Annotated in this window: 32 protein-coding genes; 15 read left to right on the forward strand and 17 right to left on the reverse strand. The window is 69.4% G+C overall.

Annotated elements, in window-relative coordinates; genetic code table 11:
- Both dapC and fdxA read right to left on the reverse strand, forming a co-directional pair.
- Window positions 1-1092: succinyldiaminopimelate transaminase (gene dapC / locus VLF38_RS12905; protein WP_325271650.1), on the reverse strand; the 1092-nt coding region annotated here is incomplete at its 3' end.
- Window positions 1089-1412: a ferredoxin gene (fdxA, locus tag VLF38_RS12910; protein ID WP_107700536.1), complete on the reverse strand. Its 324-nt coding sequence runs from the start codon at window positions 1410-1412 to the stop codon at window positions 1089-1091. The genes fdxA and dapC, both read right to left, overlap by 4 nt.
- 56 nt (window positions 1413-1468) lie before the next feature.
- Here fdxA and VLF38_RS12915 point away from each other — a divergent pair, with 56 nt between their 5' ends.
- Both VLF38_RS12915 and VLF38_RS12920 read left to right on the forward strand, forming a co-directional pair.
- Window positions 1469-2392, forward strand: a complete 924-nt coding sequence (locus tag VLF38_RS12915) for a GNAT family N-acetyltransferase (RefSeq protein ID WP_325271651.1) — start codon at window positions 1469-1471, stop codon at window positions 2390-2392.
- A 72-nt stretch (window positions 2393-2464) separates the two neighbouring features.
- Entirely contained in the window at window positions 2465-3526 is a 1062-nt protein-coding gene (locus VLF38_RS12920; protein WP_325271652.1) for an acyltransferase family protein, read from the forward strand.
- A gap of 64 nt (window positions 3527-3590) precedes the next feature.
- Here VLF38_RS12920 and VLF38_RS12925 read toward each other — a convergent pair whose 3' ends face one another.
- Genes VLF38_RS12925 through VLF38_RS12935 form a run of 3 tightly spaced genes read right to left on the reverse strand, consistent with a single transcriptional unit; the run spans window position 3591 to window position 6565 of the window.
- Entirely contained in the window at window positions 3591-5303 is a 1713-nt protein-coding gene (locus VLF38_RS12925) for a VanW family protein (protein ID WP_325271653.1), read from the reverse strand.
- A complete protein-coding gene (gene mshB, locus VLF38_RS12930; RefSeq protein WP_325271654.1) occupies window positions 5303-6220 on the reverse strand; it encodes an N-acetyl-1-D-myo-inositol-2-amino-2-deoxy-alpha-D-glucopyranoside deacetylase in 918 nt (305 codons plus the stop codon). The genes VLF38_RS12925 and mshB overlap by 1 nt, the downstream gene beginning before the upstream one ends.
- A 51-nt stretch (window positions 6221-6271) precedes the next feature.
- Entirely contained in the window at window positions 6272-6565 is a 294-nt protein-coding gene (locus VLF38_RS12935) for a hypothetical protein (RefSeq protein ID WP_325271655.1), read from the reverse strand.
- Window positions 6566-6584: 19 nt separating this feature from the next.
- Here VLF38_RS12935 and VLF38_RS12940 point away from each other — a divergent pair, with 19 nt between their 5' ends.
- On the forward strand, window positions 6585-7697 hold the full coding sequence (locus tag VLF38_RS12940) for a hypothetical protein (RefSeq protein ID WP_325271656.1): 1113 nt from the start codon (window positions 6585-6587) through the stop codon (window positions 7695-7697).
- Window positions 7698-7733: 36 nt separating this feature from the next.
- On the opposite strand, the gene VLF38_RS12945 is transcribed toward VLF38_RS12940, so the two are convergent.
- Window positions 7734-8171 (reverse strand): isoprenylcysteine carboxylmethyltransferase family protein, encoded by a 438-nt coding sequence (locus VLF38_RS12945; RefSeq protein ID WP_325271657.1) that lies wholly within the window; start codon window positions 8169-8171, stop codon window positions 7734-7736.
- Window positions 8172-8275: 104 nt separating this feature from the next.
- Here VLF38_RS12945 and VLF38_RS12950 point away from each other — a divergent pair, with 104 nt between their 5' ends.
- Window positions 8276-8482: a hypothetical protein gene (locus VLF38_RS12950; protein ID WP_325271658.1), complete on the forward strand. Its 207-nt coding sequence runs from the start codon at window positions 8276-8278 to the stop codon at window positions 8480-8482.
- Between the two features lie 9 nt (window positions 8483-8491).
- Here VLF38_RS12950 and VLF38_RS12955 read toward each other — a convergent pair whose 3' ends face one another.
- Complete coding sequence (locus VLF38_RS12955; RefSeq protein ID WP_325271659.1) at window positions 8492-9079, reverse strand: TetR/AcrR family transcriptional regulator; 588 nt, start codon at window positions 9077-9079, stop codon at window positions 8492-8494.
- 90 nt (window positions 9080-9169) lie between these two features.
- On the opposite strand from VLF38_RS12955, the gene VLF38_RS12960 reads away from it, so the two are divergent.
- Together VLF38_RS12960 and VLF38_RS12965 are read left to right on the forward strand one after the other, a co-directional pair.
- Window positions 9170-9640 carry an SRPBCC family protein gene (locus VLF38_RS12960; RefSeq protein WP_325271660.1) on the forward strand — a complete coding sequence of 157 codons (471 nt, stop codon included), beginning with the start codon at window positions 9170-9172 and terminating at the stop codon, window positions 9638-9640.
- Between the two features lie 31 nt (window positions 9641-9671).
- A complete protein-coding gene (locus VLF38_RS12965) occupies window positions 9672-10313 on the forward strand; it encodes a dihydrofolate reductase family protein (protein ID WP_325271661.1) in 642 nt (213 codons plus the stop codon).
- Between the two features lie 114 nt (window positions 10314-10427).
- Here VLF38_RS12965 and VLF38_RS12970 read toward each other — a convergent pair whose 3' ends face one another.
- Together VLF38_RS12970 and ychF are read right to left on the reverse strand one after the other, a co-directional pair.
- Window positions 10428-10904 (reverse strand): hypothetical protein, encoded by a 477-nt coding sequence (locus VLF38_RS12970; protein ID WP_325271662.1) that lies wholly within the window; start codon window positions 10902-10904, stop codon window positions 10428-10430.
- Window positions 10905-10915: 11 nt separating this feature from the next.
- The gene (gene ychF / locus VLF38_RS12975) at window positions 10916-11989 is read right to left on the reverse strand and encodes a redox-regulated ATPase YchF (protein WP_325271663.1); all 1074 of its coding nucleotides are present in this window, start codon (window positions 11987-11989) and stop codon (window positions 10916-10918) included.
- A gap of 263 nt (window positions 11990-12252) precedes the next feature.
- Between ychF and VLF38_RS12980 the strand changes: the two genes are divergently transcribed.
- The 3 genes from VLF38_RS12980 to VLF38_RS12990 all read left to right on the forward strand — a co-directional run bounded on the left by VLF38_RS12980 (window position 12253) and on the right by VLF38_RS12990 (window position 13246).
- A complete protein-coding gene (locus tag VLF38_RS12980) occupies window positions 12253-12507 on the forward strand; it encodes a hypothetical protein (RefSeq protein WP_325271664.1) in 255 nt (84 codons plus the stop codon).
- Between the two features lie 115 nt (window positions 12508-12622).
- Window positions 12623-12883: a hypothetical protein gene (locus tag VLF38_RS12985; RefSeq protein ID WP_325271665.1), complete on the forward strand. Its 261-nt coding sequence runs from the start codon at window positions 12623-12625 to the stop codon at window positions 12881-12883.
- 93 nt (window positions 12884-12976) lie between these two features.
- On the forward strand, window positions 12977-13246 hold the full coding sequence (locus VLF38_RS12990) for a hypothetical protein (RefSeq protein ID WP_325271666.1): 270 nt from the start codon (window positions 12977-12979) through the stop codon (window positions 13244-13246).
- A 9-nt stretch (window positions 13247-13255) separates the two neighbouring features.
- Here the strand turns inward: VLF38_RS12990 and VLF38_RS12995 are convergent, their stop codons facing one another.
- Window positions 13256-13510 carry a hypothetical protein gene (locus VLF38_RS12995; protein ID WP_107700550.1) on the reverse strand — a complete coding sequence of 85 codons (255 nt, stop codon included), beginning with the start codon at window positions 13508-13510 and terminating at the stop codon, window positions 13256-13258.
- A 103-nt stretch (window positions 13511-13613) separates the two neighbouring features.
- Window positions 13614-14720, reverse strand: coding sequence for an oxygenase MpaB family protein (locus VLF38_RS13000; RefSeq protein WP_325271667.1), 1107 nt, complete (start codon window positions 14718-14720; stop codon window positions 13614-13616).
- Window positions 14721-14809: 89 nt separating this feature from the next.
- On the opposite strand from VLF38_RS13000, the gene VLF38_RS13005 reads away from it, so the two are divergent.
- From VLF38_RS13005 to VLF38_RS13030, 6 genes are all read left to right on the forward strand, one after another.
- Window positions 14810-15451: a TetR/AcrR family transcriptional regulator gene (locus tag VLF38_RS13005; RefSeq protein WP_325271668.1), complete on the forward strand. Its 642-nt coding sequence runs from the start codon at window positions 14810-14812 to the stop codon at window positions 15449-15451.
- A gap of 44 nt (window positions 15452-15495) precedes the next feature.
- Window positions 15496-16650 (forward strand): zinc-binding dehydrogenase, encoded by a 1155-nt coding sequence (locus VLF38_RS13010; protein ID WP_325271669.1) that lies wholly within the window; start codon window positions 15496-15498, stop codon window positions 16648-16650.
- A 107-nt stretch (window positions 16651-16757) separates the two neighbouring features.
- Complete coding sequence (locus tag VLF38_RS13015) at window positions 16758-17687, forward strand: sterol desaturase family protein (RefSeq protein ID WP_325271670.1); 930 nt, start codon at window positions 16758-16760, stop codon at window positions 17685-17687.
- Window positions 17687-18559 (forward strand): SDR family NAD(P)-dependent oxidoreductase, encoded by an 873-nt coding sequence (locus VLF38_RS13020; protein ID WP_325271671.1) that lies wholly within the window; start codon window positions 17687-17689, stop codon window positions 18557-18559. The genes VLF38_RS13015 and VLF38_RS13020 overlap by 1 nt, the downstream gene beginning before the upstream one ends.
- A gap of 14 nt (window positions 18560-18573) precedes the next feature.
- The gene (locus VLF38_RS13025) at window positions 18574-19173 is read left to right on the forward strand and encodes a helix-turn-helix domain-containing protein (RefSeq protein WP_325271672.1); all 600 of its coding nucleotides are present in this window, start codon (window positions 18574-18576) and stop codon (window positions 19171-19173) included.
- 28 nt (window positions 19174-19201) lie between these two features.
- The gene (locus VLF38_RS13030; RefSeq protein ID WP_325271673.1) at window positions 19202-19978 is read left to right on the forward strand and encodes an exodeoxyribonuclease III; all 777 of its coding nucleotides are present in this window, start codon (window positions 19202-19204) and stop codon (window positions 19976-19978) included.
- Between the two features lie 350 nt (window positions 19979-20328).
- Here the strand turns inward: VLF38_RS13030 and VLF38_RS13035 are convergent, their stop codons facing one another.
- From VLF38_RS13035 to VLF38_RS13060, 6 genes are all read right to left on the reverse strand, one after another.
- Window positions 20329-20778, reverse strand: coding sequence for a hypothetical protein (locus tag VLF38_RS13035; protein WP_325271674.1), 450 nt, complete (start codon window positions 20776-20778; stop codon window positions 20329-20331).
- An 8-nt stretch (window positions 20779-20786) separates the two neighbouring features.
- Entirely contained in the window at window positions 20787-21020 is a 234-nt protein-coding gene (locus tag VLF38_RS13040) for a hypothetical protein (protein ID WP_325271675.1), read from the reverse strand.
- A 422-nt stretch (window positions 21021-21442) separates the two neighbouring features.
- The gene (locus VLF38_RS13045) at window positions 21443-22135 is read right to left on the reverse strand and encodes a sigma factor-like helix-turn-helix DNA-binding protein (RefSeq protein WP_325271676.1); all 693 of its coding nucleotides are present in this window, start codon (window positions 22133-22135) and stop codon (window positions 21443-21445) included.
- A 122-nt stretch (window positions 22136-22257) separates the two neighbouring features.
- Window positions 22258-22503 (reverse strand): hypothetical protein, encoded by a 246-nt coding sequence (locus VLF38_RS13050; RefSeq protein ID WP_325271677.1) that lies wholly within the window; start codon window positions 22501-22503, stop codon window positions 22258-22260.
- Window position 22504: 1 nt separating this feature from the next.
- A complete protein-coding gene (locus VLF38_RS13055; protein WP_325271678.1) occupies window positions 22505-22933 on the reverse strand; it encodes a hypothetical protein in 429 nt (142 codons plus the stop codon).
- A gap of 41 nt (window positions 22934-22974) precedes the next feature.
- Complete coding sequence (locus tag VLF38_RS13060; RefSeq protein WP_325271679.1) at window positions 22975-23295, reverse strand: hypothetical protein; 321 nt, start codon at window positions 23293-23295, stop codon at window positions 22975-22977.
- Between the last annotated feature and the right edge of the window lie 466 nt (window positions 23296-23761).

A 23761-nucleotide genomic window follows, 5' to 3' on the forward strand; every position in this document is an offset into this window, starting at 1 on the left:
GGCGATCGCGGCGTCGATGCGTTCGTCGGTCGCGGTGATCGCGATGCGCACGTGCTGGGCTCCGGCCGGCCCGTAGAAGGCACCCGGGGCGGCCAGGATGCCGAGGTCGGCGAGGTCGGCGACCGTCTTCCAGCAGTCCTCGTTGCGGGTCGACCACAGGTAGAGGGCGGCCTCGGAGTGGTCGACGGTGAAGCCGGCCTGCTCGAGCGCGGCCTTGAGGCGGGTCCGACGCGCGGCATACCGGGCGTACTGCTCCTCCGCGTGCGCATCGTCGGAGTAGACCGCGGTCATGACCTCCTGGACCGGCCCGGGGACGATCAGGCCGAGGTTCTTGCGGACGGCGAGAAGTTCCTTGATGACCGCCGTGTCACCGGCGACGAAGCCGGCACGGTAGCCCGCGAGGTTGGACCGCTTGGAGAGCGAGTGGACGACCAGGATGCCGTCGGCGGACCCACCGGAGATCGAGGGGTGGAGCACCGAGAGGGCCTCGCCCTCCCAGACGCAGTCGAGGTAGCACTCGTCGGAGACGAGCAGCACGCCGCGCTCACGGCACCAGTCGACGACCTTCTTCAGGTGCTCCGGCGGAAGCACGCGGCCGGTCGGGTTGGACGGCAAGTTGAGCCAGAGGATCTTCGGCGTCTGCGGCCCCAGCGCGGTCAGCGAGTCGCTCGCCTTCGGCGTCGCGCCGGCGAGCGCCGCACCCACTTCGTACGTCGGGTAGGCGGCCTCCGGGAAGACCACCAGGTCGCCCTCGGTCACGCCGAGGTGCAGCGCGAGCTGGGCGATGAGTTCCTTGGTGCCGACGACCGGGAGGACCTGGTCGAGGCCGAGCCCGGTCACGCCGTGGACGCGCGCGAACCAGTCGCTGATCGCCTGACGCGTCGCGGGCAGGCCGATCGTGGTCGGGTACCCCGGCCAGTTGGCCGCAGCCACGAGGGCGTCGACCGCGACCTGCGGAGTCGGGTCGACCGGCGTGCCGATCGAGAGGTCGACGATGCCGTCAGCGTGCGCGCGTGCCTTCTCGGCGTACGACGTGAGCTTGTCCCAGGGGAAGTCGGGGAGACGTCCCGAGACAGGACCGGAGAAGGTCACTCCTGGTTCTGCGGGGGGAGCTCGGCGATGATCGGGTGGTCCTTGTCGATCTCACCCATCTTCGCGGCGCCACCCGGCGAGCCGAGGTCGTCGAAGAAGTGAACGTTGGCGTCGTAGTACTGCTTCTGGTCGGCCGGGACGTCGTCCTCGTAGTAGATGGCCTCGACGGGGCAGACCGGCTCGCACGCACCGCAGTCGACGCACTCGTCGGGGTGGATGTAGAGCATCCGCTTGCCCTCGTAGATGCAGTCGACGGGGCACTCGTCGACGCACGCGCGGTCCTTGACGTCGACACACGGCTGGGCGATGACGTAGGTCATCCTGACCTCCGAAGGCTTGGAAGAGGGCTTGCGCGGCCCAGCCTAGTATCCCGGTCATGCCCGACAGCACCCGCTCTCCCTATCTGGGCCCTCACGTCGTCGGGCAACGCGTCGTGGTGCGTCGGTTGGTGCCCGGGCAGACCGGCCCGACGGGCGGTCCGGCGTTCACCGATGTGCTCGGCGACTGCGTCGCCTGGGACCCCTGCGTGGTCGTCACGGCCGCCGGGGACTGGGTCGAGATCCCCCTCGACCTGATCGTCTCGGGCAAGCCGGTCCCGCCCCGACCGAGCGTCCGGATGCGTGCCACGGTCGCTGAGTGCGAGGCCCAGGTGGCCGGCCTGTGGTCGTCCGTCACCACGTCACGGGTGGGCGCCTGGCAGGTCCGCTCCTCCCCCGCCGTCCCCCGGCGGCGGGCCAACTCCTGCCTCGCGGTGGTCGACCCGCGCATGCCGCTCGCGGCCGCGGTCGAGCAGGTCGTCGCCGCGTACGCCGCGCGCGACCAGGCCGCGCTCCTCCACGTCGAGACCGGCTCCGACCTGGCAGGCGCACTTCGCGCCCTCGGCTGTACGCCGGCCGGCGGCGAGGCCGATTTCCTCCTGGCCGGCACCGGCCGCGCACTCCGCGCCGCGCGTGCCCATCCGGCGCTCGTCAGCCCGGAGCTCACGGAGAGGGGCTCCGCAGCGAGCGGGTCGGCGTACGCCTCGGTGAGCCACGGCGGCGCCTGCGACTCGATCGTCGAGGCGCAGGCCACCGTCACCGGGGAATGGCTCGGGATCCACGACCTCGTCGTCGACGCGGGCCACCGGCGCCGGGGGCTCGCCCGATCCGCTCTCGCCGCCTTGCTGGAGTGGGGCGCCGAGCAGGGCGCGTCGCACGCATGGCTCCACGTGGAGACCGGAAACCTCGCCGCTCGTGCGCTCTACGGCTCCCTGGGCTTCGCGGAGCACCACCGCATGGAGTACCTCACACCGCCTCGCTGAGCCTGCGCCTGGCGCCTGTCGGCTGCGTCACCTTCCCGTCACGCGGTGCCCCGTGGGCCGTTTACTCCTTCCGTGACATCGCAGGTCCTCGAGCAGCCGAGCCCGACACCGTCGGGCCCCTCGGCGACCTCCCGGCGCGAGCCCTGGGCAGACGTCGCGAAGGGCACATGCATCCTGCTGGTCGTGCTGCACCACCTGGTCCACAAGCAGCTGGACCTCGTGGCACCGCTGGGCCACCCCCACTGGCAGGACATCTGGGCCTCGGTGACCTGGGCACTGAAGCCCGTGCGCATGCCGCTCTTCTTCCTGGTCAGCGGCTTCTTCGCCGCCGGAGCGATCCATCGCCCGTGGGCGCAGGTGCGCCGCCGTGTGCTCACCCCCGCATGGCTCTACGTCGTCTGGCTGGGCGTCCTCAGTGGCTTCTACCTGCTCGAGACGACCACGCCAGCGAACCGGATCACGAGCATCGAGGAGCTGGCGCGCCAGCTCGTGCTGCCCGCGACGAGCATGTGGTTCCTCTACGCGATGACGGCCTACTTCCTGCTGGCCCGGCTCCTGCGGAAGCTCCCGCCCGGGCCCGTGCTCGCGGTGGCAGCCGGCCTCTCTGCGAGCGTGTCGTGGTGGGGGCTCGAGGGCAACAACGAGATCGCCTTCCTCAGTCACTTCGTCTACTTCGCTGCAGGCGCCTGGTTCCCCGACGCCGTACGCCGGGTGGCCGCTGCCGACCTCTCCCTGCGCGCAGTAGGCCTCGTCTACGCGGCAGCGACCGTCGTCGTGCTCGTGGCCCCGCTGCGACTCTCCGCCTCCGTCGTGCTGCTGGCCCTGCTCGGCGTGCCGCTCGGGATCGCCGTCGCCCAGCGACTCAGCGGTACCGCGGCAGCGGGCCCGCTCGCGTGGCTCGGCCAGCGCACGCTGCAGGTCTACGTGCTGCACCTGCTCGTGATCGGCGTGCTCGCACACATCCCGATGCGGATCGGCCCGGACCCCGGGCCGTCCGAGGTGATCGCGTTCGCGACGTACCCCCTGCTCGCGACGGTGGCCGTCACCGGCGCCTGCCTGGTGCTCCACCGCGCCCTGCTCGGCGCGGGGATGCGCTGGATGTTCCGCGCACCAGCCTGGCTGACGGGTCGCTGACCACAAGCCCCACCTCGCGTGACCACAAGCCACTCCTCGGCGGGCCACAAGCCCCACCTCGGCGTCAGCGGGCGGCGGGCTTCTTCTCCTCGGGCTTGCGGCAGGTCACCTTGTCGGCGGAGTTGTAGTGCGTCGTCATCGTCTCGGTGCGCACCCGCTCGCCGTTGCGGTTGAAGTAGCGGTAGACCTTGATGTCGAAGCCGGTGTTGGGATCCTGCGGCTCGCAGTCGGGATCGGTCGAGACGCGCTCGCCCGGCTGGACGATGTTGTAGCGCTCGCTGGTCGAGGTGGTGATGTCCCAGTACTTCGTCGACCACATGGAGACGGTGACGACGCCTGAGCTGCCCGGCGTGGAGCGCTGGACACTGGTGTCGATCAGGACGCCGTAGGGCGTGTCGTTCTCGAACTTCAGGTCGACGTAGGGCCAGGCCACCGTGGCCTCGCGCCCGACCGGGTAGCGGTCGAAGTAGAGGCTGTGCGGCTTGTGCTGGATGTCCTTCAGGCCGGCGAAGAAGGCGGCGTTGAAGGTCGTCGTCGCCACCTGCGAGACGCCTCCACCCAAGGCCGTGGTGATCTGGCCACCGTCGATGACGAAGCCCTCGACGAACCCGTTGGCTGCTGTGCGCTGACCGACCGTCTCGTTGAGGGAGAACGTCTCACCCGGCGCCAGGACCGTGCCGTCGATCAGCTCGAGGGCCCGCGGGATGTTGACGTTGCGGTAGTCGGTGTGGGGGTAGTAGGTGGTGAACGTGGAGACCTTCTCCTTGATCCCCCACTTGCGGGCCTCGGCAGTGGTGACCTCCGGCTTCGCGACCTTCGCCTGCACCGCGAGCGTGCGCTCGCCGGCCGGCTTGGTGACGACGTCGAGGAACTGGGCGCTGACGTCCTTCGGGTCGTAGGTGACGCCCGGCTTGCCCGGCACCACCCGCGGCACACCGCCAACGAGCTCGACCGTGGCGTCGACGGGCTTGCCTGCGTCACCGAGACGCGCATCGACGATCGCCTTCAGCCGCTTGGCACCCAGGTGCGGGACGAGCTCGCCGTCCTGTGCCACCAGCGCCAGCGCGGGGGTGAACTCCACCGGCTTCAGCACGATCCGCTGGTCGTCGAAGAGCAGCGTCACCGGGCCGCTCACGGCCGGCTCACCGAAGGCCTCCAGCGCAGCAGCGGTCTCCTCGTCGGTCACCTCGGGCTGCACGTCGGTCAGCGGCAGTGTCGCTCCCTCGCCCGCGACGTACGCCGCCTGGAGCGCCTTGCGCGTCTCGTCACGGTCGAGGCCGAGACCGGTCGCCGCGGGGATCGCCTTCGCGACAGCACCCTTGAAGCGGACGGCCCCCTCGCGCGCCGCTCGACCGTGGCGCTTCTCCAGCCCGGCGATCGCCTGCTCGAAGGTGCCTCCGTCGACATTGATCACCGGCGTGACCTCGTCGACGCCGGCGTAGTACTCCCAGAGGCGGCGCGGGTCGAACGAACGTCCGCCACCGGCCTCCTCGACCGTGGCCGCTGCGTCGAACCGGAAGCCGAGCTGCGCGACCGTGAGCGTCTCGCGCGCACCGCCGACGGTCACCTCGACGGCCTTTCGGCCGGCGAACTCCTTCTCCAGCCTCTCCTGGGCGGCCTCTGGCGAGAGGCCGCCGATCTCGACGCCGGCCACGGTGGCACCACGAGGGAGCTTGTCGGCCGCGAAGACCCAGGCCGCGGCGTAGAGCCCGCCCAGGAGGAGAAGGACCGCGATGCTGACGATGAGGGCGGCGCCGCCGCCGAGTCGGCGCCCCATCAGAGCCCCGCGAAGAGGTCGGTCTCGAAGCCCTCGGGCCCGACCGGACCCAAGGTGCCCTTGGCCAGGCGGTAGAACTCGGTGCTCCAGAAGGCCGTGCCGACGGAGCCGCCCATCGCGAAGAAGGGGCCCTCGGGGTCGATCTGGGTGCGGTGCGCCTTCATCGCCTCGATCTTCTGCTCACCGAACTCGCCTCCGTCGACAGCGGCCGCGAGCCACACGTCGGGCGTCGTGAACGGGCCCATGTCACCCTCGGGGTCCATGCCGGCGAAGGTCTCGGTGTCGCCACTGGCACGGAGCGCCCTGAGGCTCTCGCGCATGCGGCCCTCGCTCATCGCGCACCAGTAGATCTTGGCGATGTCGTGCGGCTCGCCGAGGTCGAGCTTGTAGGAGGCGACGGCGGCCAGCTGGGCGGCGTACATCGCCACGCGGTGGGCCTGGATGTGGTCGGGGTGGCCGTAGTTGCCGAACTCGTCGTAGGTGACGAGGACCTGGGGCCGGACCTCGCGGATCACCTTCACCAGCTCGTCGGCTGCCTGGGTCAGGTCGGCGTTGGCGAAGGCCCGCTCGTCGGTCTCGTCGGCCGCGATCGCGTGGCCCTGCTCGTGCCACTTCATGCCCGAGTCGCGGTAGGCGCCGAAGCCACCGAGGAACCGGTGGTCGGTGACGCCGAGGATCTTCATCGCGTCCGCGAGCTCCTCGCGGCGATGATCGCCCAGGACGTCGTCCTGGTCGGCGGCGATGTGTGCCAGCTCGGGCACCAGCACCTCGCCGAGCTCGCCCGCCGTGCAGGTCACCAGCGTCACCTGGCGGCCCTCCGCGACGTAGCGCGCCATCGTCGCGCCGTTCTGGATCGTCTCGTCGTCGGGATGCGCGTGCACCAGCAGGAGCCGCATGTCGGCGGGGCGAAGCGTCATGCCCGCAACCCTAGCCAGCGCGACCGACAGGCCGGCGCCAGCCGCTCCGCATCACTGCAGGTCTGGCCGCTTCACCCTGATCGGCGCCTGCGGGAGATCGGCCTTCAGCGGAGGCAGCACGACCGCCGTCGGCGCCTGTGCGTCGACCTCGAGCCAGCCGTCGAACTCGTCGACGAGGAGCTCCAGCGCGATGTCGGGAGCGTCGGTGACGACCGCCCACGGGTGGTCCTCGTCGTCGTCCTCGCCGGCGAGGCGCTCACGCACGACGTCGGCGTCGAAGCCGTCGGAGCGGAGTCGCGCAGCCGCTGCCCGCGCGTCGTCCTCCTCGAAGAAGATCCCTCTCATGGGCGCTACGGTGCCAGACATGGCGTACGAGTTCATCCAGGGCGTGCACCTGCGGCGCACCCAGGAGCGCGTCGAGGAGATCGACGCCCTGGCCGACCTCTGTGGCGGCCGCGCCGGCGGGGTCGGGGCGCTCCTCGCCGACCGTCGTACGCCGGGACGCCGGCGCATGCGCCGCTCACTGCCGGCAGGGCTCAAGGTCGCGGCGGCCTGGCGCTGGGAGACGGCCGACAACCGGACCGAGCGCTGGTGGCCGCAGGGCATCACGACGTCGGCCGACGCCTTCGCGTCCACCCGGCTCGACGGCCGCGAGGTGATCGCGGTGAGCTGGTACTCCAAGGAGGTCGGCGGCTACGGCAAGGGCACGCGGATCTCCTTCATCGACTTCCTGGGCCGCCACTACCGCCACGTCCTGCTCGTCGTCCCCAAGATGGTCGACGGCCGGGTGGAGCTCGAGCCGCTGCACGCCCACGCCGGCGGGATCGTCTGGGCCGGCAACCACCTCTACGTCGCCGGCACCCGCAAGGGCATCTACGCATTCCGGGTGGACGACCTGCTGCGGGTGCCCGACGACCTGCACGTGGCCGACCACGCGAAGGTGGGGCGCGTCGGCGACCGCCTCGCGACACACGGCTATCGCTACGTGCTGCCGCTCCGTTTCGCCTGGCAGGCCTCCGCCGACGAGGGACACGAGCCGCTGCGCTACTCGTTCCTCTCCCTGGACCGCACGGGCCGGAGCGGACCCGAGCTGGTCGCCGGTGAGTACGGCCGCCGCAAGCAGAGCACCCGCCTTGCGCGCTTCCCGCTCGATCCGGAGTCGTGGCACCTGCTGGAGGCCGAGGATGGCTACTCCCGCCCGCTGCTGCTCGACGCGCAGGGCGAGCGTGGCATGCAGGGCGCCACCGTCGTCGACGGGACCTGGTACGTCACCTCCAGCCGTGGACCGGCCGGCCTCGGCAGCCTGTACGTCGGGCGGCCCGGCAACTTCCGCGAGCACCGCTGGGCGCTGCCGATCGGTCCGGAGGACATCGCCTACGTCGGCGAGAACGACACTCTCTGGTCGGTCAGCGAACACCCGCGCCGGCGCTGGGTCTTCAAGGTGAAGCGGTCGAGCGTGCCCGGCCCGAAGTGCTGAGCTCGCGGCACGGCCTGCGGGCTCAGCGGCCGGCCCTCACAGCCAGCGCTTCGTACGCAGCGCGTAGTCGTCCCACTGCTCGCCGAACTTCTGCTCCATGACCCGCTCCTCGGGCTGGACCTGGAGCTCGTCGATCGCGAGGACGAAGCCCGCGACGGGCAGCCAGGTGAGCAGGCCGCCCTCCCCCAGCGCGTGGGCGGCGAGCGCGCCGGCCATGCCGACGTACATGGGATTGCGCGTGCGTTGGTAGGGCCCGTCGGTGACGAGCGTGCTCGCCTTCTCGGGGTGGAGCGGATGCACCGTGGTCTGCGCGGCACGGAAGCGCGCAACCGCCGCGCCGGCGAGGCCGACACTGCCCGCGGCGAGGGCGGTCGCGGCGACCTTGCGGACCGGGCCGGCGCCCTGCTTCGGAGCGAGTGCGTGCTGCACCGCGGCGAAGCCGAGTGCGATGACCGGAGGCGGGATGACGGGCATGCTCCGACGCTAGGGCATGTCTCTCGATTCGGGGCCGTGCAGCAGGCCGGGACTTGAGAGACATGCCCTGGTCGCGTGCCGGTCAGCGGGGCTACCGTGGCGGGATGGGAGAGCTCGCCGAACCAGTCGCCCCGCACTGCCCCACCTGCGGCCAGCCGTTGCGCAGCGGCGGGCACCTGCGGCCGGACGACGCCGAGGCAGTCGCGCGCACCGGCAACGCGGGGATCACCTTCGAGACCCAGGGGCGCTGCGAGAACGAGGCGTGCCCCGACTTCGGGCGTGAGTTCGCCCCGGAGGCGTGGCTGACCTGATCGGGCCCGTCAGCGGGCCTCGTCGACGACGGCGTGGGCGTGGCGTACGCCCTGCTCGAGCGCGCCGTCGCCGCCGAAGAGCTGGTGCATCGTGTTGGCGCCGGCGAGGAATGCGTCGATGCGGAACGCCGCGTCGTCGGGCTCGGGGTGGCCGGCCGTCGCCAGGTCCGCGGCGAGCAGCGTGAGCCACTCGCGCTTGAGCGCGCGCACGCTGTCGGCGACGGCACCGTCGCGGTGGCCGTACTCGACCGAGGTGGCGGTCAGGAAGCACCCGCCGCGGAAGACCTCACCTCGCTGGTAGGCGAGCCAGGCGTCGAGGATCGCGTGCAGCCGCTGCGCCCCGGGCTCGGCTCCCCAGGCGGGTGCCATCACCGCCTCGCGGAAGATCTTCCGCGCCTCCCCGACGGCTGCGACCTGGATGCTCTCGCGGGACCCGAAGACCGTGAGGATGCCGGACTTGCTGACCCCCGTGGCCGCAGCGAGCCCGCCGACGGTGATCGAGTCGAGGCCGCTCACCGTCGCGACCATCGCCGCTTCGCGCGCGACCGTACGCCGGGTGGCATCACCCCGTGCGCGTCGTCCGTCGACCTGCTCCATGCCGACAGTCTATGCGACCGACTGGACGTAAAGGTCGTATCGGCTCTACGGTGAACTGAACGTCCGATCGGTCGCAAAGGAGCCTGTCCCATGAACGTCCCCGTCCTCGAGCAGAGCATCGAGATCGCCGCCCCACCCGCCGAGGTCTGGGCGCTCGTCAGCGACCTGCGCCGCATGCCGGAGTGGAGCCCGCAGGTCGAGTCGGTCCGCCCCTCCGCCGGCCACGAGACCATCGGCCTCGGTGCCCGCGTGACCAACCGCAACGTGCTCGGTGAGCTCGCGTGGATCACCCACGCGGAGGTGGTCCGCTTCGAGGGCGAGCGCGAGATCGCGTTCCGGATCGAGGAGAACTGGTCCGTCTGGTCCTTCACCGTCGCGCCCTCCCCCGCCGGCACGCGGCTGACCCAGCGCCGCGAGGCGCCGAATGGGCTGTCGCCGTCGTCGATCACGGCCCAGGAGACCTGGCTGGGCGGCCAGGCCGCGTTCACCCAGACGCTGCGCGACGGAATGGCCGAGACCCTCGAACGGATCCGCGCGACGGTCGCCGCCACGGCGGCGTGACCCGACGGACCCCACCTGCCAGTCTGGGCGCATGGCCGTGCGCGTCGACCTCAACATCTCCCTCGACGGATTCGCCACCACGACGGACCAGACGCCGGAGAATCCCTTCGGCGAGGACTGGGGCCGGCTCACCGCGGCGTACGTCGCGACCCGGACGATGCAGGAACGGGTCTTCGGCAACGCCGACAGCGGCACGACCGGCATCGACGAGAAGTACGCCGCGGCGTACTTCGAGGGGATCGGGGCGGAGATCATGGGCGCCGGCATGTTCGGGCTGCACCTGCACGGTGACGACCCCGACTGGCGCGGCTGGTGGGGCGAGGAGCCGCCGTTCCGCTGCCCGGTCTTCGTGCTGACGCACGCCGAGCGACCATCGATCGAGTTCGCCAACGGCACGTCGTTCCACTTCGTGGCAGCCAGCCCGCGTGAGGCACTGGAACAGGCGCAGGAGGCGGCATGCAAGCGCGACGTGCGCGTCGGCGGCGGCGCGAGCGTCGTCCGCGACTTCCTCCTCGCCGGGCTCGTCGACCGGCTGCACGTGGCGATCGCCCCGATCCTGCTCGGTCGCGGCATCCGGCTCTGGGACGACCTGCGCGGCCTGGAGTCGGGCTACGAGGTCACGTCCGAGACCGATGACGAGAGCGGCACGGTCCACCTGACCTTCAGCCGCTGAGCCTCAACAGAACGAAGCCCGGAACTGGTCTTGAGTGGCAGATTTCTGAGCCTGAAATCTGCCACTCACGACCAGTTGCGGGAGCCGGAGGCCGGTTCCCTGCGGGGCGGTCACTCAGCGGCGCCGGGTCCACGTGGGCGATCGGCGCTTGCGGGCCCGCCACGTTTCCTGGGCCCAGTAGATCGGGGCGACGGCAAGGGTCGCGACGCCGAGGCCGACCCACACCCAGCCCATGCGAGGCGCATCGTCCTCGGTCTCCACGGTCAGGCTGCCCCTCCTGCTGGGCATCTCCCATCCGACCGTGTGCGCCGGATCGAGCAGCGCGACCAGTCCCCACCCGATGAGCAGGAGACCCCCTGCGGTCGCGGCTGCCATGACGACGACCTGGTCACGCGCCATCACCCCGCGGGGTCGCGCGAGCACCACCAGCGTGACCGCGGCAACGAGCGACGGCACGCTGCAGGTCACGACCCAGCCCCACGCGCCCCAGGCCAGCAACGTCGCGCACGCGCCTGCTGCCGTCACCACCGCGGCAGCGACCGCAGCCCGGCGTCGCGCGCTCGGCCGCGGGGACAACTCTGCGGCTGTCACGCTCCGACCACTCAGACGTTGAAGCGGAACTCGACCACGTCGCCGTCCTGCATGACGTAGTCCTTGCCCTCCATGCGGGCCTTGCCCACCTCACGCGCCTTGGCGACGGAGCCCAGCGAGATGAGGTCGTCGAAGGAGACGATCTCGGCCTTGATGAAGCCCTTCTGGAAGTCGGTGTGGATGACGCCGGCGGCCTCGGGGGCGGTGGCGCCCTTCTTGATCTCCCACGCGCGGACCTCCTTGGGCCCGGCTGTGAGGTAGGTCTGCAGGCCGAGGGTGTCGAAGCCGACGCGGGCGAGCTGGTCGAGGCCGGACTCGGCGATGCCGAGGTCGTTGAGCATCTCGAGCGCCTCCTCGTCGGTCATCTCGATCAGCTCGGACTCGATCTTGGCGTCGAGGAAGATCGCCTCCGCCGGAGCCACGAGCTCCTGCATCTTCGCCTTGAGCTCCTCGTCGGCGAGCTCGTCGGTGTCGCAGTTGAAGACGTAGATGAACGGCTTGGCCGTCAGCAGCGAGAGCTCGCGCAGCAGGGAGCGGTCGATCTTCGTGGCGATGATCGGCGTGCCGGCCTCGAGGGCGGCCTTGGCCTCCTGCGCCGCGGCGAGGTTGGCGGCGAGGTCCTTGTTCTTCTTCGCCTCCTTCTCGAGGCGGACGACGGCCTTCTCGACCGTCTCGATGTCGGCGAGGATGAGCTCGGTCTGGATCGTCTCGATGTCGGAGCCCGGGTCGACCTTGCCGTCGACGTGAGTGACGTCCTCGTCGCGGAAGACGCGGGTCACCTGGCAGATCGCCGCGGCCTCGCGGATGTGCGCGAGGAACTTGTTGCCCAGGCCCTCACCCTGCGACGCCCCGCGCACGATGCCGGCGATGTCGACGAACTCGACGGTCGCGGGCAGCAGCTTCTGCGAGCCGTAGACCTTCGCCAGCTCCGCCAGGCGCGGGTCGGGCACTCCGACGACACCGACGTTCGGCTCGATGGTCGCGAACGGGTAGTTCGCCGCGAGCACGTTGTTCTTGGTCAGCGCGTTGAAGAGCGTCGACTTACCCGCGTTGGGGAGGCCGACGATTCCGATAGTGAGAGACACGAGGCGCGATTCTACGGCCCTTCGACAGGCTCGGGACACCGCGTACGGCGGACCCCGCTGACGACGCACCCGCCGGCCGCCGGCCCCGCCGCCAGCCCCGCCACTGTCGGGCCGTCGTCGGGCGCTGTTGGGCCGTGAGCAAGGTGTTACGGCCGCGAACCGGCAGGTGACAGGCGCCGGAACGAGGAGGTCGCAGAGTTCAGGACACCGCGGCGGTCCCGATGGAGGAGACCGCCTGCACCCACGTTCGAGAGGAGTCCACGATGACCCGCAACCACTGGTTCGCCCGCACCGCCCGAGGCCGGGGATGGACGCCGATCACCTGGCAGGGCTGGGCCCTCGCCGTCGCGCTCGTCCTCGTCCCCCTCGCCTTCGCCGGACTGCTCGGCGCCGCACCCGGCGTGCTCGGTGCCGCGGCGTACGGCGCGACCTCGGCGTTCGCCCTCTGCGCGCTGCTGCTGGTGGGCTTCGTCAAGGGCCCGGCGCCGCAGTGGCGCCTCGCCGGACAGGACGACTGAGGCGGTCTCGGCGCGCTCACGCGTCCACGTTGGCGCGCCAATCGTCGCGCAGTAACGTGATCTGTGCCACGGTGGCCTCGAAGGCCAGGCAGGATCAGACGAAAGGCCAGCACAGATGGCGCACCACCCTCACTACTGGTTCGACCGCCGTAACCTGGGGCAGCTCCTCGTCCCTGTCACGTGGCAGGCGTTCGTGCTCATCGGCATCCAGGCCGTGCTCGTCGCCTCTGCCGCGCTGGTGATCTTCAGCGAGCTGGGCAACTGGGCGACGATCGGCTGGATCTCGCTGATCGGCCTCGGCCTCAACCTGACGTTCGTGGTCGCGATCGCCAAGAGCCCCATGCCGCACTGGCTGCGCCACAGCCTCGGCGACTGACTCCCGGCACCCCCGCCCGTTACCGACGAAAGTCGGTCCGGCGCAGACCTCCGGACGATGCGCGACGGCTGCGTCGGGTCGGAGGATGGAGCCATGACCACGAAGCAGCTCTGGTTCACCCGCAAGCGCTACGGATGGGGCTGGACCCCGGTGACCTGGCAGGGCTGGGCGGTCGTCGCCGGGTACGTCGCCTTCGTCGCCTCGGGAGCGTTCCTCTTCCTCCGCGACGACTACGGAGGCAAGGGCGTCCTGGCGTTCCTCGTCTGGACGCTGGGCTACACGCTCTGGCTGTTGAGCGTGACCCGGCAGCACGGACCGGCCCCACGGTGGCAGTGGGGCAGCCGCGCAGCGTCGGAGGAGTGACCTTCGCGGTCAATCGAGGCGGCGGACGAGCTCGGTGTGCTCGACGACGTCACCCTCGGGGGCAGAGGCGTCGACCGGGCCCGGGCCGCGCACCACGTCGCGCGTGGTGACCTCCTTGCGCGCCATCCGCGAGCGGACGATGAAGCCCACTCCGCCCAGCATCAGGACGAGCCCGAGCATGTCCGTGTCGAGCCACGACGACTCGGCCGTGATCGCGAAGGCGAAGATGCCGCCGATGACGAGGAGGACGATTCCGGGAGCCATGGGCCATCGGTGCCCGTCTCCCCCTCAGCCCAAACCGAGGCGCACGACACAGCGAAGCGCCCCGGAGCAGCTGGCTCCGGGGCGCTTCGTCGTACGGCGTGGATCAGGCGCCGAGCTTCTCGGGGTTGTGGACGTCCATCGAGCCGATGTGGGCCTGCGACTCCTCGAGGCCGGCGTCGGAGGGCTTGAGGCCCTTGTTGAAGACGCGGTCGCGCTGCTTGGCGCGGATGTCGTGGTGCGCCTCGCCCGGGACGTCGAAGCCGAAGTGGGCTTGGGCCTCGCGGACCTCCCAGATCCGGTCGCTCACCGGCGTGATGCCGAGGATGGCCGGCGCGGCGACGTCGACGGCAGCCGGAGCGAGCATGGAGAACATCCAGAGGCGGATGTTCATGGAGCGCTCGAAGAGCTTGTGCAGCGCCTTGTTGCCGACGAGCGCGTAGGCGTCGAGCAGCGGGCCCTGCTGGAGGTTCGCCATGTCGCGCATGTGCTTGGGGTAGGTCGAGATGACGCCCTTGCTCATCGTCCACATGACCGGCGCGAGGGCCTTCTTCTGCCAGGCCGGCATCGACGGCGGAAGCGCGACGCTCAGCGGCATGATGAAGTGGATCATGTCCTGAGCGCCCTCGGAGGCGGCCAGGCGCGGGCGCCAGGCCTCGAAGTAGGCGTGCACCTCGGCGCGGGTCGCGGGGACCTCGTCGGGGTTGATCGTCTGGAGCTTGGCGATCTCGCGGCACTCTGCCCAGAACTGGTTCTCCTCCGCCTCGGTCAGCTTGCCGGGGCCGAACATCTCGTAGCACTTGAGGATCGAGTGCCACGCGGTGACATGGATCCACAGCTGCGAGTCGGCCGAGTTGGCGTCGTAGGTGCCGCCAGTCACCGGGTCGTGCCCGACAGCCTTGGAGTGCACCTTGACCAGGACGTCAGCCGCCTTGGCGGTGACCTCAGCGCCACCGAAGAGCTGCATCGCGAAGTAGCGGAGCGTGCGGCCGTAACGCGTCGAGGGGCGGTACTTCACGCCGCCCGACTGGATGACGGCAGCAGCCAGGTTGGGATCGAAGTGCTCGATCGTCACCGCGCGTGCGAAACCGAGCACGTACGACGTCGGGTGCGACCAGACCTTCCAGGAGACCGAGTCCGGGCCGAGGAAGCCGTAGTCGGCCTGCGGCTCGTACGCCTTCAACATCTGCTTGCGGGTCTTGATGCCGAGCATCCCGGCGCCTCCTTGTTACGGGGTCGTAGCAATTTTCTACAGGCCCGTAGGTTCGCATGCGCCAGGGCGTCGCGGATAGCGTTTCCGGCGTGAGCCGAGACACAGCGTCACAGACACCGCGCCGACGCTACGCGGCACGACTGCCCGTCGACGAACGCCGCGAGCAGCTGCTCGACGCGGCCCTGACCGTGCTGGTGCGCGACGGCTATGACGAGGTCAGCGTCGAGGCGATCGCCAAGGAGGCCGGCGTCACCCGGCCGGTCGTCTACGGCGCGTACGACGGCCTGGAGCCACTCCTCCACGCCCTGCTGGACCGCACCCGCGACCGGGCGCTCGGGCAGGCGATGGCCCTTCTCCACGAGGCCGGGAGCCCGGCGGACGTCGACACCTGGATCCTGCGCGCGATGGACCTCCTCGTCGAGCAGGTCCAGGCCGACCCGGAGGTCTGGCGACCGGTGCTCGGCCTCACCGCGGGAGCCCCCGCGGTCGTGCGCGACCGGATCGCCGAGACCCGCGAGCTCATCCGCGGCTACCTCCAGGCCGGTATCGAGGCCGGCATCGACCTGCGCGGAGGCCCGTTCGTCGACGCCGAGATTCTCTCGCACATCGTGCTGGCGATGGCCGAGGAGTTCGGCCGACTCGTGCTGCAGGACCCACCCCGCTACGACAAGGGCCGCCTCGTCAGCGCTCTCGAGGGACTGCTCGCGGCGGCCCCGCCGACGCGGAGCTGAGCGGGTCGGTGCCGGATGTCGGCGCCAGCCCCTAGTCTCGCGCCATGAGCGACACGATGAGGGCAGCCGTAGTCCAGCGGGGCGAGTTCAGCGTGGTGGACCTGCCGGTCCCCCAGCCCGGGCCGGGGCAACTCCTCCTCAAGGTCGTACGGGCCGGGATCTGCGGCTCCGACCTGCACGCGCGATCGCACACCGCCGACCTGCATGCTCTCGGAGTCGACCTCGACTACCCCGCGATCATGGCGCCCGAGCAGCAGGTGGTGCTCGGGCACGAGTTCGTCGGCGAGCTCGTCGCCCGCGGACCCAGGACCCGCCGTAGGTGGAAGGCCGGCGCCCGGGTCGTGGCCCTGCCGATGGTGAAGCACGGCAACGAGATCCACATGACCGGCTTCGACGTCGCTGCACCGGGCGCGTACGCCGAGTACGTCCTCGTCCAGGAGGGCTTCGCCTTCGAGGTGCCCGACGGCGTGGACGATGAGAAGGCCGCCTTCGTCGAGCCGCTCGCGGTGGCCTGGCATGCCGTACGCCGCGGCGAGGTCGGCCGACGCCCCGCGATCGTGATCGGCTGTGGCCCGATCGGGCTGGCGATCATCCTGATGCTCAAGGCGTCCGGCGTGAAGACGATCATCGCCTCGGACTTCTCCCCCACCCGACGCGACCTGGCCCGCCAGTGCGGTGCCACCGTGGTCGTCGACCCGCGCGAGCAGTCGCCGTGGACGGCGTACAAGATCCCCGGGCCGATGGGCTCGGTCACCGAGTTCGCCGACTTCGGGCTCACGGCGATCGGCGGGATGCGCAAGGTGCCGTTCTTCCCGTGGGGCCGGGTGCTGCGCATAGGCGACAGGATCGGCGCGGCGCCGGCGGGACCCGTCGTCTTCGAGTGCGTGGGCGTTCCGGGCGTGCTCGACGAGATCATGGCGAAGGCCCCGGTCCGGACCCGGATCGTCGGCGTCGGTGTCTGCATGGAGCCCGACACCGTGCGCACCACGCTCGCGCTCAACAAGGAGCACGAGATCCGGTTCGTCTTCGCCTACGACCCCGAGGAGTTCCAGCACACGCTGGGCATGATCGCCTCGGGCGAGGTCGACCCGTCGCCGCTGCACACCGGCACCGTCGGGCTCGACGGACTGGCGCAGGCCTTCGCCGACCTCGGCGATCCCGAGCGCCACGCGAAGATCCTGGTCGACCCCGCGCGCTGAGGACGGAGCACGACCAGCAGCACCGGCGCGCGTGCGACGTACGTCTCCTTGACCACCTTCTTGACCGATCGGTAAATTAACCGATCGGTCAAGAAAAGGAGACGCCCATGGACCTCACCGCCTTCTGGCACGCGATCGAGAACCCGATCCTCTACGCGCTGCCCGTGTTCGCCGTCGTCATCGCCCTCGAGGCCGCCTTCTACGCCTGGGACGCGAAGAACGACGCGATGGCGTCCGCCGGGAAGGGCTACCTGCCGATCGACACCCGGACCAGCCTCTCGATGGGGGCCGGCGCACTCGTCGCGATGCTCGTCTTCAAGACGCTGACGCTGGTCCTCTTCGTCTACCTGTGGCAGAACTTCGCCCTCTTCGACATCCCCGTCACGTGGTGGTCGTGGGCCCTGCTCCTGCTGGTCACCGACTTCACCTGGTACTGCAACCACCGCTTCTCGCACCGGATCCGCATCGGCTGGGCGGCGCACCAGGCCCACCACTCCAGCGAGTACTTCAACTTCGGCACCGCGCTGCGCCAGAAGTGGAACCCGTGGTCCGAGGCGATCTTCTGGCTGCCGCTCCCCCTGCTCGGCTTCGAGCCGTTCATGATCTATGTGGTCTTCGGCGCCAACCTCGTCTACCAGTTCTTCAGCCACACCGAGCGCGTCGGCCGGCTCTGGGCCCCGGTCGAGTACGTGTTCAACACCCCGTCGCACCACCGTGTCCATCACGGCTCCGACGACATCTACCTCGACCGCAACTACGGCGGCATCCTGATCATCTGGGACCGCCTGTTCGGCACCTTCCAGCCTGAGATCCACACCCCGACGTACGGCCTGACCACGCCTGTCGACACCTACAACCTGATCGAGCTCGAGTACGGCGAGTACCGCAACATCTGGTGCGACGTACGCCGCGCGAAGGGCCTGCGCGCCAAGCTCGGGTACGTCTTCGGCCCACCGGGCTGGAACCCGGTCGACGGAGCCCCCGTCCTGCCGCCCCACGACGACCCCGCCCGCTTCGTTCCGGCCGGCGCCGTCTGATGTCGCTGCTGCTGCAGACCCCGCGAGCGCTCCTCTCCCGCGGCGTACGACGGGTGACCGGCGCCCCCAGCCCGCTGGCGGGGCGCGTCGTGATGATCACCGGTGCGTCCTCGGGCATCGGCGAAGAGACTGCGCTGCAGGTGGCCCTCCGTGGTGGGCACGTCGTGCTCGTCGCCCGACGCGCCGACGAGCTCGAACGGGTACGCCGGGCCATCGAGAAAGCAGGCGGCAGTGCATCGGCGTACGCGTGCGACCTGACCAACGGTCCTGCGGTCGACGTGCTGGTGGCGGAGGTACTGGATCAGCACGGCGCGATTGACTACCTGGTCAACAACGCCGGCCGGTCGATCCGGCGCTCCCTCGACCTGGCCTACGACCGGATCCACGACTTCGAGCGCACCATGGCGATCAACTACATCGCCCCGGTACGGCTGACCATGGGTCTGCTGCCGGCGATGCGGGCGCAGCGGTTCGGCCACGTCGTCAACATCGTGACGTGGGGCATCCAGATCAAGGCGCCTCGGTACACGGCCTACATCGCGTCGAAGGCCGCGCTGGACACCTGGGCCCGGATCGCGGGCCGTGAGACCTGGGCTGACAACGTCACGTTCACCAACATGCGGTTCGGCCTGGTGCAGACGCCCATGACCGCTCCCACCGAGGCCTATGCCGGCCGGGGCGAGACCGCCCAGCATGCGGCACGGCGCGTCGTCCGCGCACTCGAGGACCGGCCAGTCGTCGTCAACACCACCCTCTTCGCCCGGGTCTGCGAGGTCGCCAACCTCGTGACGCCGCGACTAGCTGATCATCTCGGCGCCCGCGGCTACCGCTCGTCGGAGGACTCCTCTGCGGCACGGCGGCACGGCGCCTGAGTACCCTCAGGCTGGTGGCCGCCCGACCCTCCCCCGCCAAGCTTCCCCGCGACCAGCGAGAGGCACTGCTGCTCGATGCGGCGCGCGAGGAGTTCGGCGCGCAGGGCTATGCCGGGGCCTCACTCGGTGCGATCGCGGCGCGGGCCGGGGTCAGCAAGGCGCTCGTGCTGACCTACTTCGGTTCCAAGGACGGGCTCCACGCGGCCTGCGCGGAGCGGGCCGGCAGCAACCTCGCCGTACGGATCGAGGAGGTCATCACCTCGCGCGTCGACCCGGCGGACATGGCGCTGGCGACGCTCACCGCGATCTTCGAGGGCCTCGACGGCCGCCAGCAGGACTGGAACGTCCTCAACGACCGCACGGCCCCGTCGAGCACGGACGCCGGCAAGGTCGCGCGCGACCAGCGCCGGACCATCGCCGAGCAGGCGACCCGCGGCATCGCGAACCTCGACCGCTTCGCCGCCCTCGAGAAGGACGACCGCGACCTCCTCACCAGCATCTGGATGAGCTCGGTGTCCGCAGTCGTCAACTGGTGGCTGCGCCACCCCGACCGCACCGCAGCGGAGATGGCAGAGCGCTGCGGTCGCATCCTCGCCACCCTCGACGACGGCTGAGGGCCCGTCCGGCCTAGGCTTCTGCGTCATGCGCATCGCCACCTGGAACGTCAACTCACTGAGGACCCGCATCGACCGAGTCGAGGCCTTCCTCCAGCGCCACGACATCGACGTGCTCGCGATCCAGGAGACCAAGGCGAAGGTCGAGCAGATCCCCGAGATGGGCCTGCAGATGCTCGGTTACGAGGTCGCCGCGGTCGGCTACGACCAGTGGAACGGCGTGGCGATCGTGTCGCGGGTCGGGCTCGAGGACGTGACCGTGGGCTTCCCCGGCATGCCGACCTTCAAGGACGCGAGCGAGGCCCGCGCTCTCGGCGCGACCTGTGGCGGCGTGCGCATCTGGTCCCTCTACGTGCCCAACGGCCGCAAGCCCGACGACCCGCACTACGCCTACAAGCTCGAGTGGCTCGCCGCGCTCCGCGCCTCTGCCGGGGAGTGGCGCGAGGTGCCGACCGCGCTCGTCGGCGACTGGAACATCTGCCCCACCGACGCCGACGTCTTCGACGTCGCGCAGTTCCGCAACTCGACGCACGTGACGCCGCCGGAGCGGGCTGCGTTCTCGGCGTTCGAGGAGGACGGCTGGCTCGAGGTGACCCGGACCCACGCGGAGGGGTACACCTACTGGGACTACTACCGTAACAGATACCAGAGGGACCGTGGCCTCAAGATCGACTTCGCGATCTGCTCCCCTCCACTCGCTGAGCGAGTCACTGGCGCATTCATCGACCGCGAGGAACGAGACCCGGACGTGTTCGCGGGCGCCCCCTCTGACCACGCCCCCGTGGTCATTGACCTGCGCGACTGAGCCTCAGTAGCCCGAGCGCTTCGCCAGAAGCAGGAACACCAGCGCAACGCAACCAGCCAAAACAGCAAGCACGACTAGGCTCCTGAGAGCACCGAGCGCCTGTGTCCCCAGCGTCTGCTCAGGCGGCTTCACGGTGCAGTGGCAAGGGGGAAGACTCTGCGTCCGGCCTGCCTCAATGAACCCACTTACTCGACATGGCACATCGCGGCCTCCAGACAGCCCCAGAAAACCCATGCCACTGCGGTGAAAGTCCCAACGGTGCTTGCACCTGGGGCATAGATCCGACTCGACTGCCATGTCCCACACCCTATTGGCGAACTGTTCGCCTAGGAGCCGAAACCGGCAGTCGCCTAGTTGGCGTGCTCCCTCAGCCAGTCCTCCAGGTCTTCGCGTCCCCAGCGAGATACCGGACGGTACGGGTTCGGCCCACCGAAACTGCGTGTCGGATCAGTCTTCGGCGGGTTGCCTAGCAACCGCTTCAGCGTCGGAATGTCGCCGTAGTAGTAGGACACTCGCCCATCACTGAAGGTGACGATCTGGGGCCGACTTCCCCGGACAGAGATCGGGATGACGATGCCCAGCTCGCGAGCGGTCTCGACAACCTGCTTGCGCATCACCGCGACCTGCTCGTCTGCGGTCTGCTGCTCGGAGACCTTGGCGACCTCGACCTGACGCCGGATGCGGGCGGTCACGTCGAACTTGTGCCATGCCCACCAGAGAACTCCAGGGACAGCGACTATCGCCGCGATGATGACCCCAGCGATCACCTGCTCCGTGATGCTGTCGGCACTGAGCTTCACGGCGGCACCTACGCCCTCGGGTCCAGGTCGATCTTTCCATCGACATACAAGGTGAGCAGATCCTCGATCAGTCGCGTCATCGTCCGGTCACCGGGGCCGGGGCGCTCAGGGACGCCGTAGACCTGTTGAGCCTCATTCCAGAGGTCGTCCTCGATCCTCACCTTGCGTTGCGGCGGTCCCTTGTGTCTGTCGCCGCCGCGCTTGTCCCCTGTCGCCATGCGGGTCATCATCTCAGCCTTCACTGCCCTCTCCTCTCATTCGTGGGCGCTCATGGGCTCACAGGTGTGAACCCTCCTCGTCCGTAGACTTGGCAGCGTCGGCCCGGTGGGACCATCACTCTCACCGGGCCGCACTGTCACTCCTCGGACCTCTCAGTCACTCGGGCGCTTCGCTCGATCCCTGACGTGCTCTCGCACGTCTTCCCTGTCCCACTGCTCACGACGACGGAGCAAGAGGGTCACCAACACCGCTGGCCGGCCGGGTCGCTCAGCGACCACAACGGTCAGTCCGTCCCTGACGTACCTGACGTGTCCGGCGTGACTCTCAGTCACGTGCGGATCACTGAGCACCTCAGCGACCACGGACCACGGCACCTGACGCTCCTCCCTCTTGGCGAGGAAGTGCATCGACGGCACAGTGTTGCCAAGGTCCAGGCGTCGCCCACTCACGCCTTGGTCGCCTTCTTGGCCTTGGTGAGCTCGGCCTGCACCTGAGTCAGCAGGTCACTCAGGAGCTCCCTGTCAGCCTCCTCGATCTCAGCCGCAGCGATCCGCTTGGCCGTGGTCAGGAGACGCTTGGCGTCCGCGATCACCTTGGAGTCGTCGTCGCCACCCTTGCTCTGGTTCGTCTTCTTCGTGACCTTGCCGTCACGGCCCACGGTCTCCCGGTCAGCGTCAACGTCACCGCTCTCCCGACCCTGCTGGATCGCCTTGTTGACGGCACCAGCGGAGACCTTCAGAGCCTCGGCGATCGCCTTCTGAGGCATCCCCGCGTTGTAGATCAGGACGAACAGGTGACGCCGGGACTGAGTGCTCAGCGTCTTCACGTCAACGTTGAGCGAGCCGAGCACGTCAGTCAGGTAGGCAGTCCAGGACTTGTACGCCTTGCCGGTCGCCGGGTCACTGAGCATCTTGTGGATCTGCTGACCCTTGGCCTCCTCGATCAGGTTGAGGAGGGCATCGTGCGAGTGGAGCACCACGCGGAAGCCGTCACGGATCTCCCGATCAAGTCGAGCTGCCTCAGCGGCAGGCGTGCCGGCCACGTCGGACGGCTTCACGATGGTCAGGTTCACAACGTCGCCAGCGGCGTCCAGGACGGCAGCCTCAGCGGTCTTGGTGCTCTTGGTCTTGGTGGTCATGTCTCTTGCCTCTCAGGTGGTCGTGAGGCGTTCACGGGTGTGAACGTCTCGGGTGTCTGGCACCCAGCGGGCAGAGACGTGCTCCCATCACAGGCACGTCTCTCCCACAAGAGGTCAGGCAGTCAGCCGAAGACGACGACGGGCCAGCGGTTGCTCCCCCACGCCTGCCACTCGTCGCAGCCGTCGCAGAGCCACGGGTGGCTTCCCTGCCACTCCTCCGGGTCACCAGCGATCACGCTGGTCATGGGCAGCAGCGCCCCGGCGTCATGTGTGTGCCCGTAGTAGTCACGGCATCCCGAGTCGTCGCCGTTGGCGAGCATCAGGGCGCAGCAGTCACAGACCTTCAGGTCTCCGGTGATCGTCGCCATGTCAGATCACCCCGTGTCCGAGGCAGTAGTCGATCGGCTCGCCACACGTCTCGCACGTGGGCCACTCCTCGGCGTCTTCCTCGTCGTCGCAGAAGGCCGTGACTCCGGGGAGCACCACGGGCTCAGTCAGGTCGTCGTGCTCGCTCATGTACCAGCGAGCGATGGTGCAGTCACCGACCTCAGCGATGTCAGGCGAGTAGGCGTAGACCTCCCAGACAGCGCCCTCGGGAGCGTCAGCACCAGCGGGGCGCACCACGCCCATGCATCCCCCGGCAAGGTCGTACAACTCGCCGTCCAGGTGGCGAGCCAGCGCCACGGTCTGCCCGTAGTAGTCAGGCGTCCAGATGCCGTCGTCGTCAACGGTGCCCAGCGGGTAGGTCAGGACGTGCTCGGTGAAGCGCCCCGACATGGGGCCAAGCATCTTGCTCATGGTGTCTTCCTCTCGGATCAAAGGTGGTGGGTACCCACCAGTCATGCGGCGACGACGGGGCGGATCATGCCCAGGCTGAGGGCGTAGCTGACCGTGGACTGGTGACGGGTGGTCGTCAGCGAGTAGCGCGTCTCGGGCATCACCCATCCGAAGTCAGGGACGTGCCATGCGATCGGCGTTGCGTAGGAGTAGACCGCGTAGTCAGCGGTCAGGAAGGACTCCACGTACTCACTCGGCAGGCGACCAGAGTCCCAGCGGCCCAGCGTCTCTCGACCCTCCAGAGCGCCATGCGTCTTGAAGGGGTCACGGTTCACCGCGTAGCGAGCGATCTGGCGAGCGTCACGGGTGCTGATCTTGGTCATGGTCTTCCCTCTCGGGCTCATGGGTTCACGGGTGTGACCCCTCAGTGAGTGCGCCGGGACTTGCACCCGGCATCGCTCGCCACCCGTCTCCGGGTAGGTCATGGCGCACGGCTCTACTCGGGCTCGCACTCTCGACCGTTGCTATAGGCGTGAGTTGTCACGGTGGGTACCCACCACTCATTCCGTTCCACTGTTGAGTTCTCAAGGGTCATGCGGTCACCGCGATCTGATCCCCGGACTGAAGCGCCGGACCACTCACGCGGGCCTGTCTGCTGCCGCACTGGCGGGTCTAGATCCGACTCGGGCAGAGCCCCGCTTGGAGGATGCTTGCTCGGTTCCGGTTGACCCCGGTGCCTTGCGACAGGAAGAACATTACATGGTGGGTACCCACCTGTCAAACCATGCCCGCCAGTGAGCGCCATTCACGCTCAGATCAGCCGTTCCCCTAGGTGTGTCAGGCGGACAC

The sequence above is a fragment of the Nocardioides sp. genome (assembly GCF_035481145.1).
Lineage (GTDB): Bacteria > Actinomycetota > Actinomycetes > Propionibacteriales > Nocardioidaceae > Nocardioides.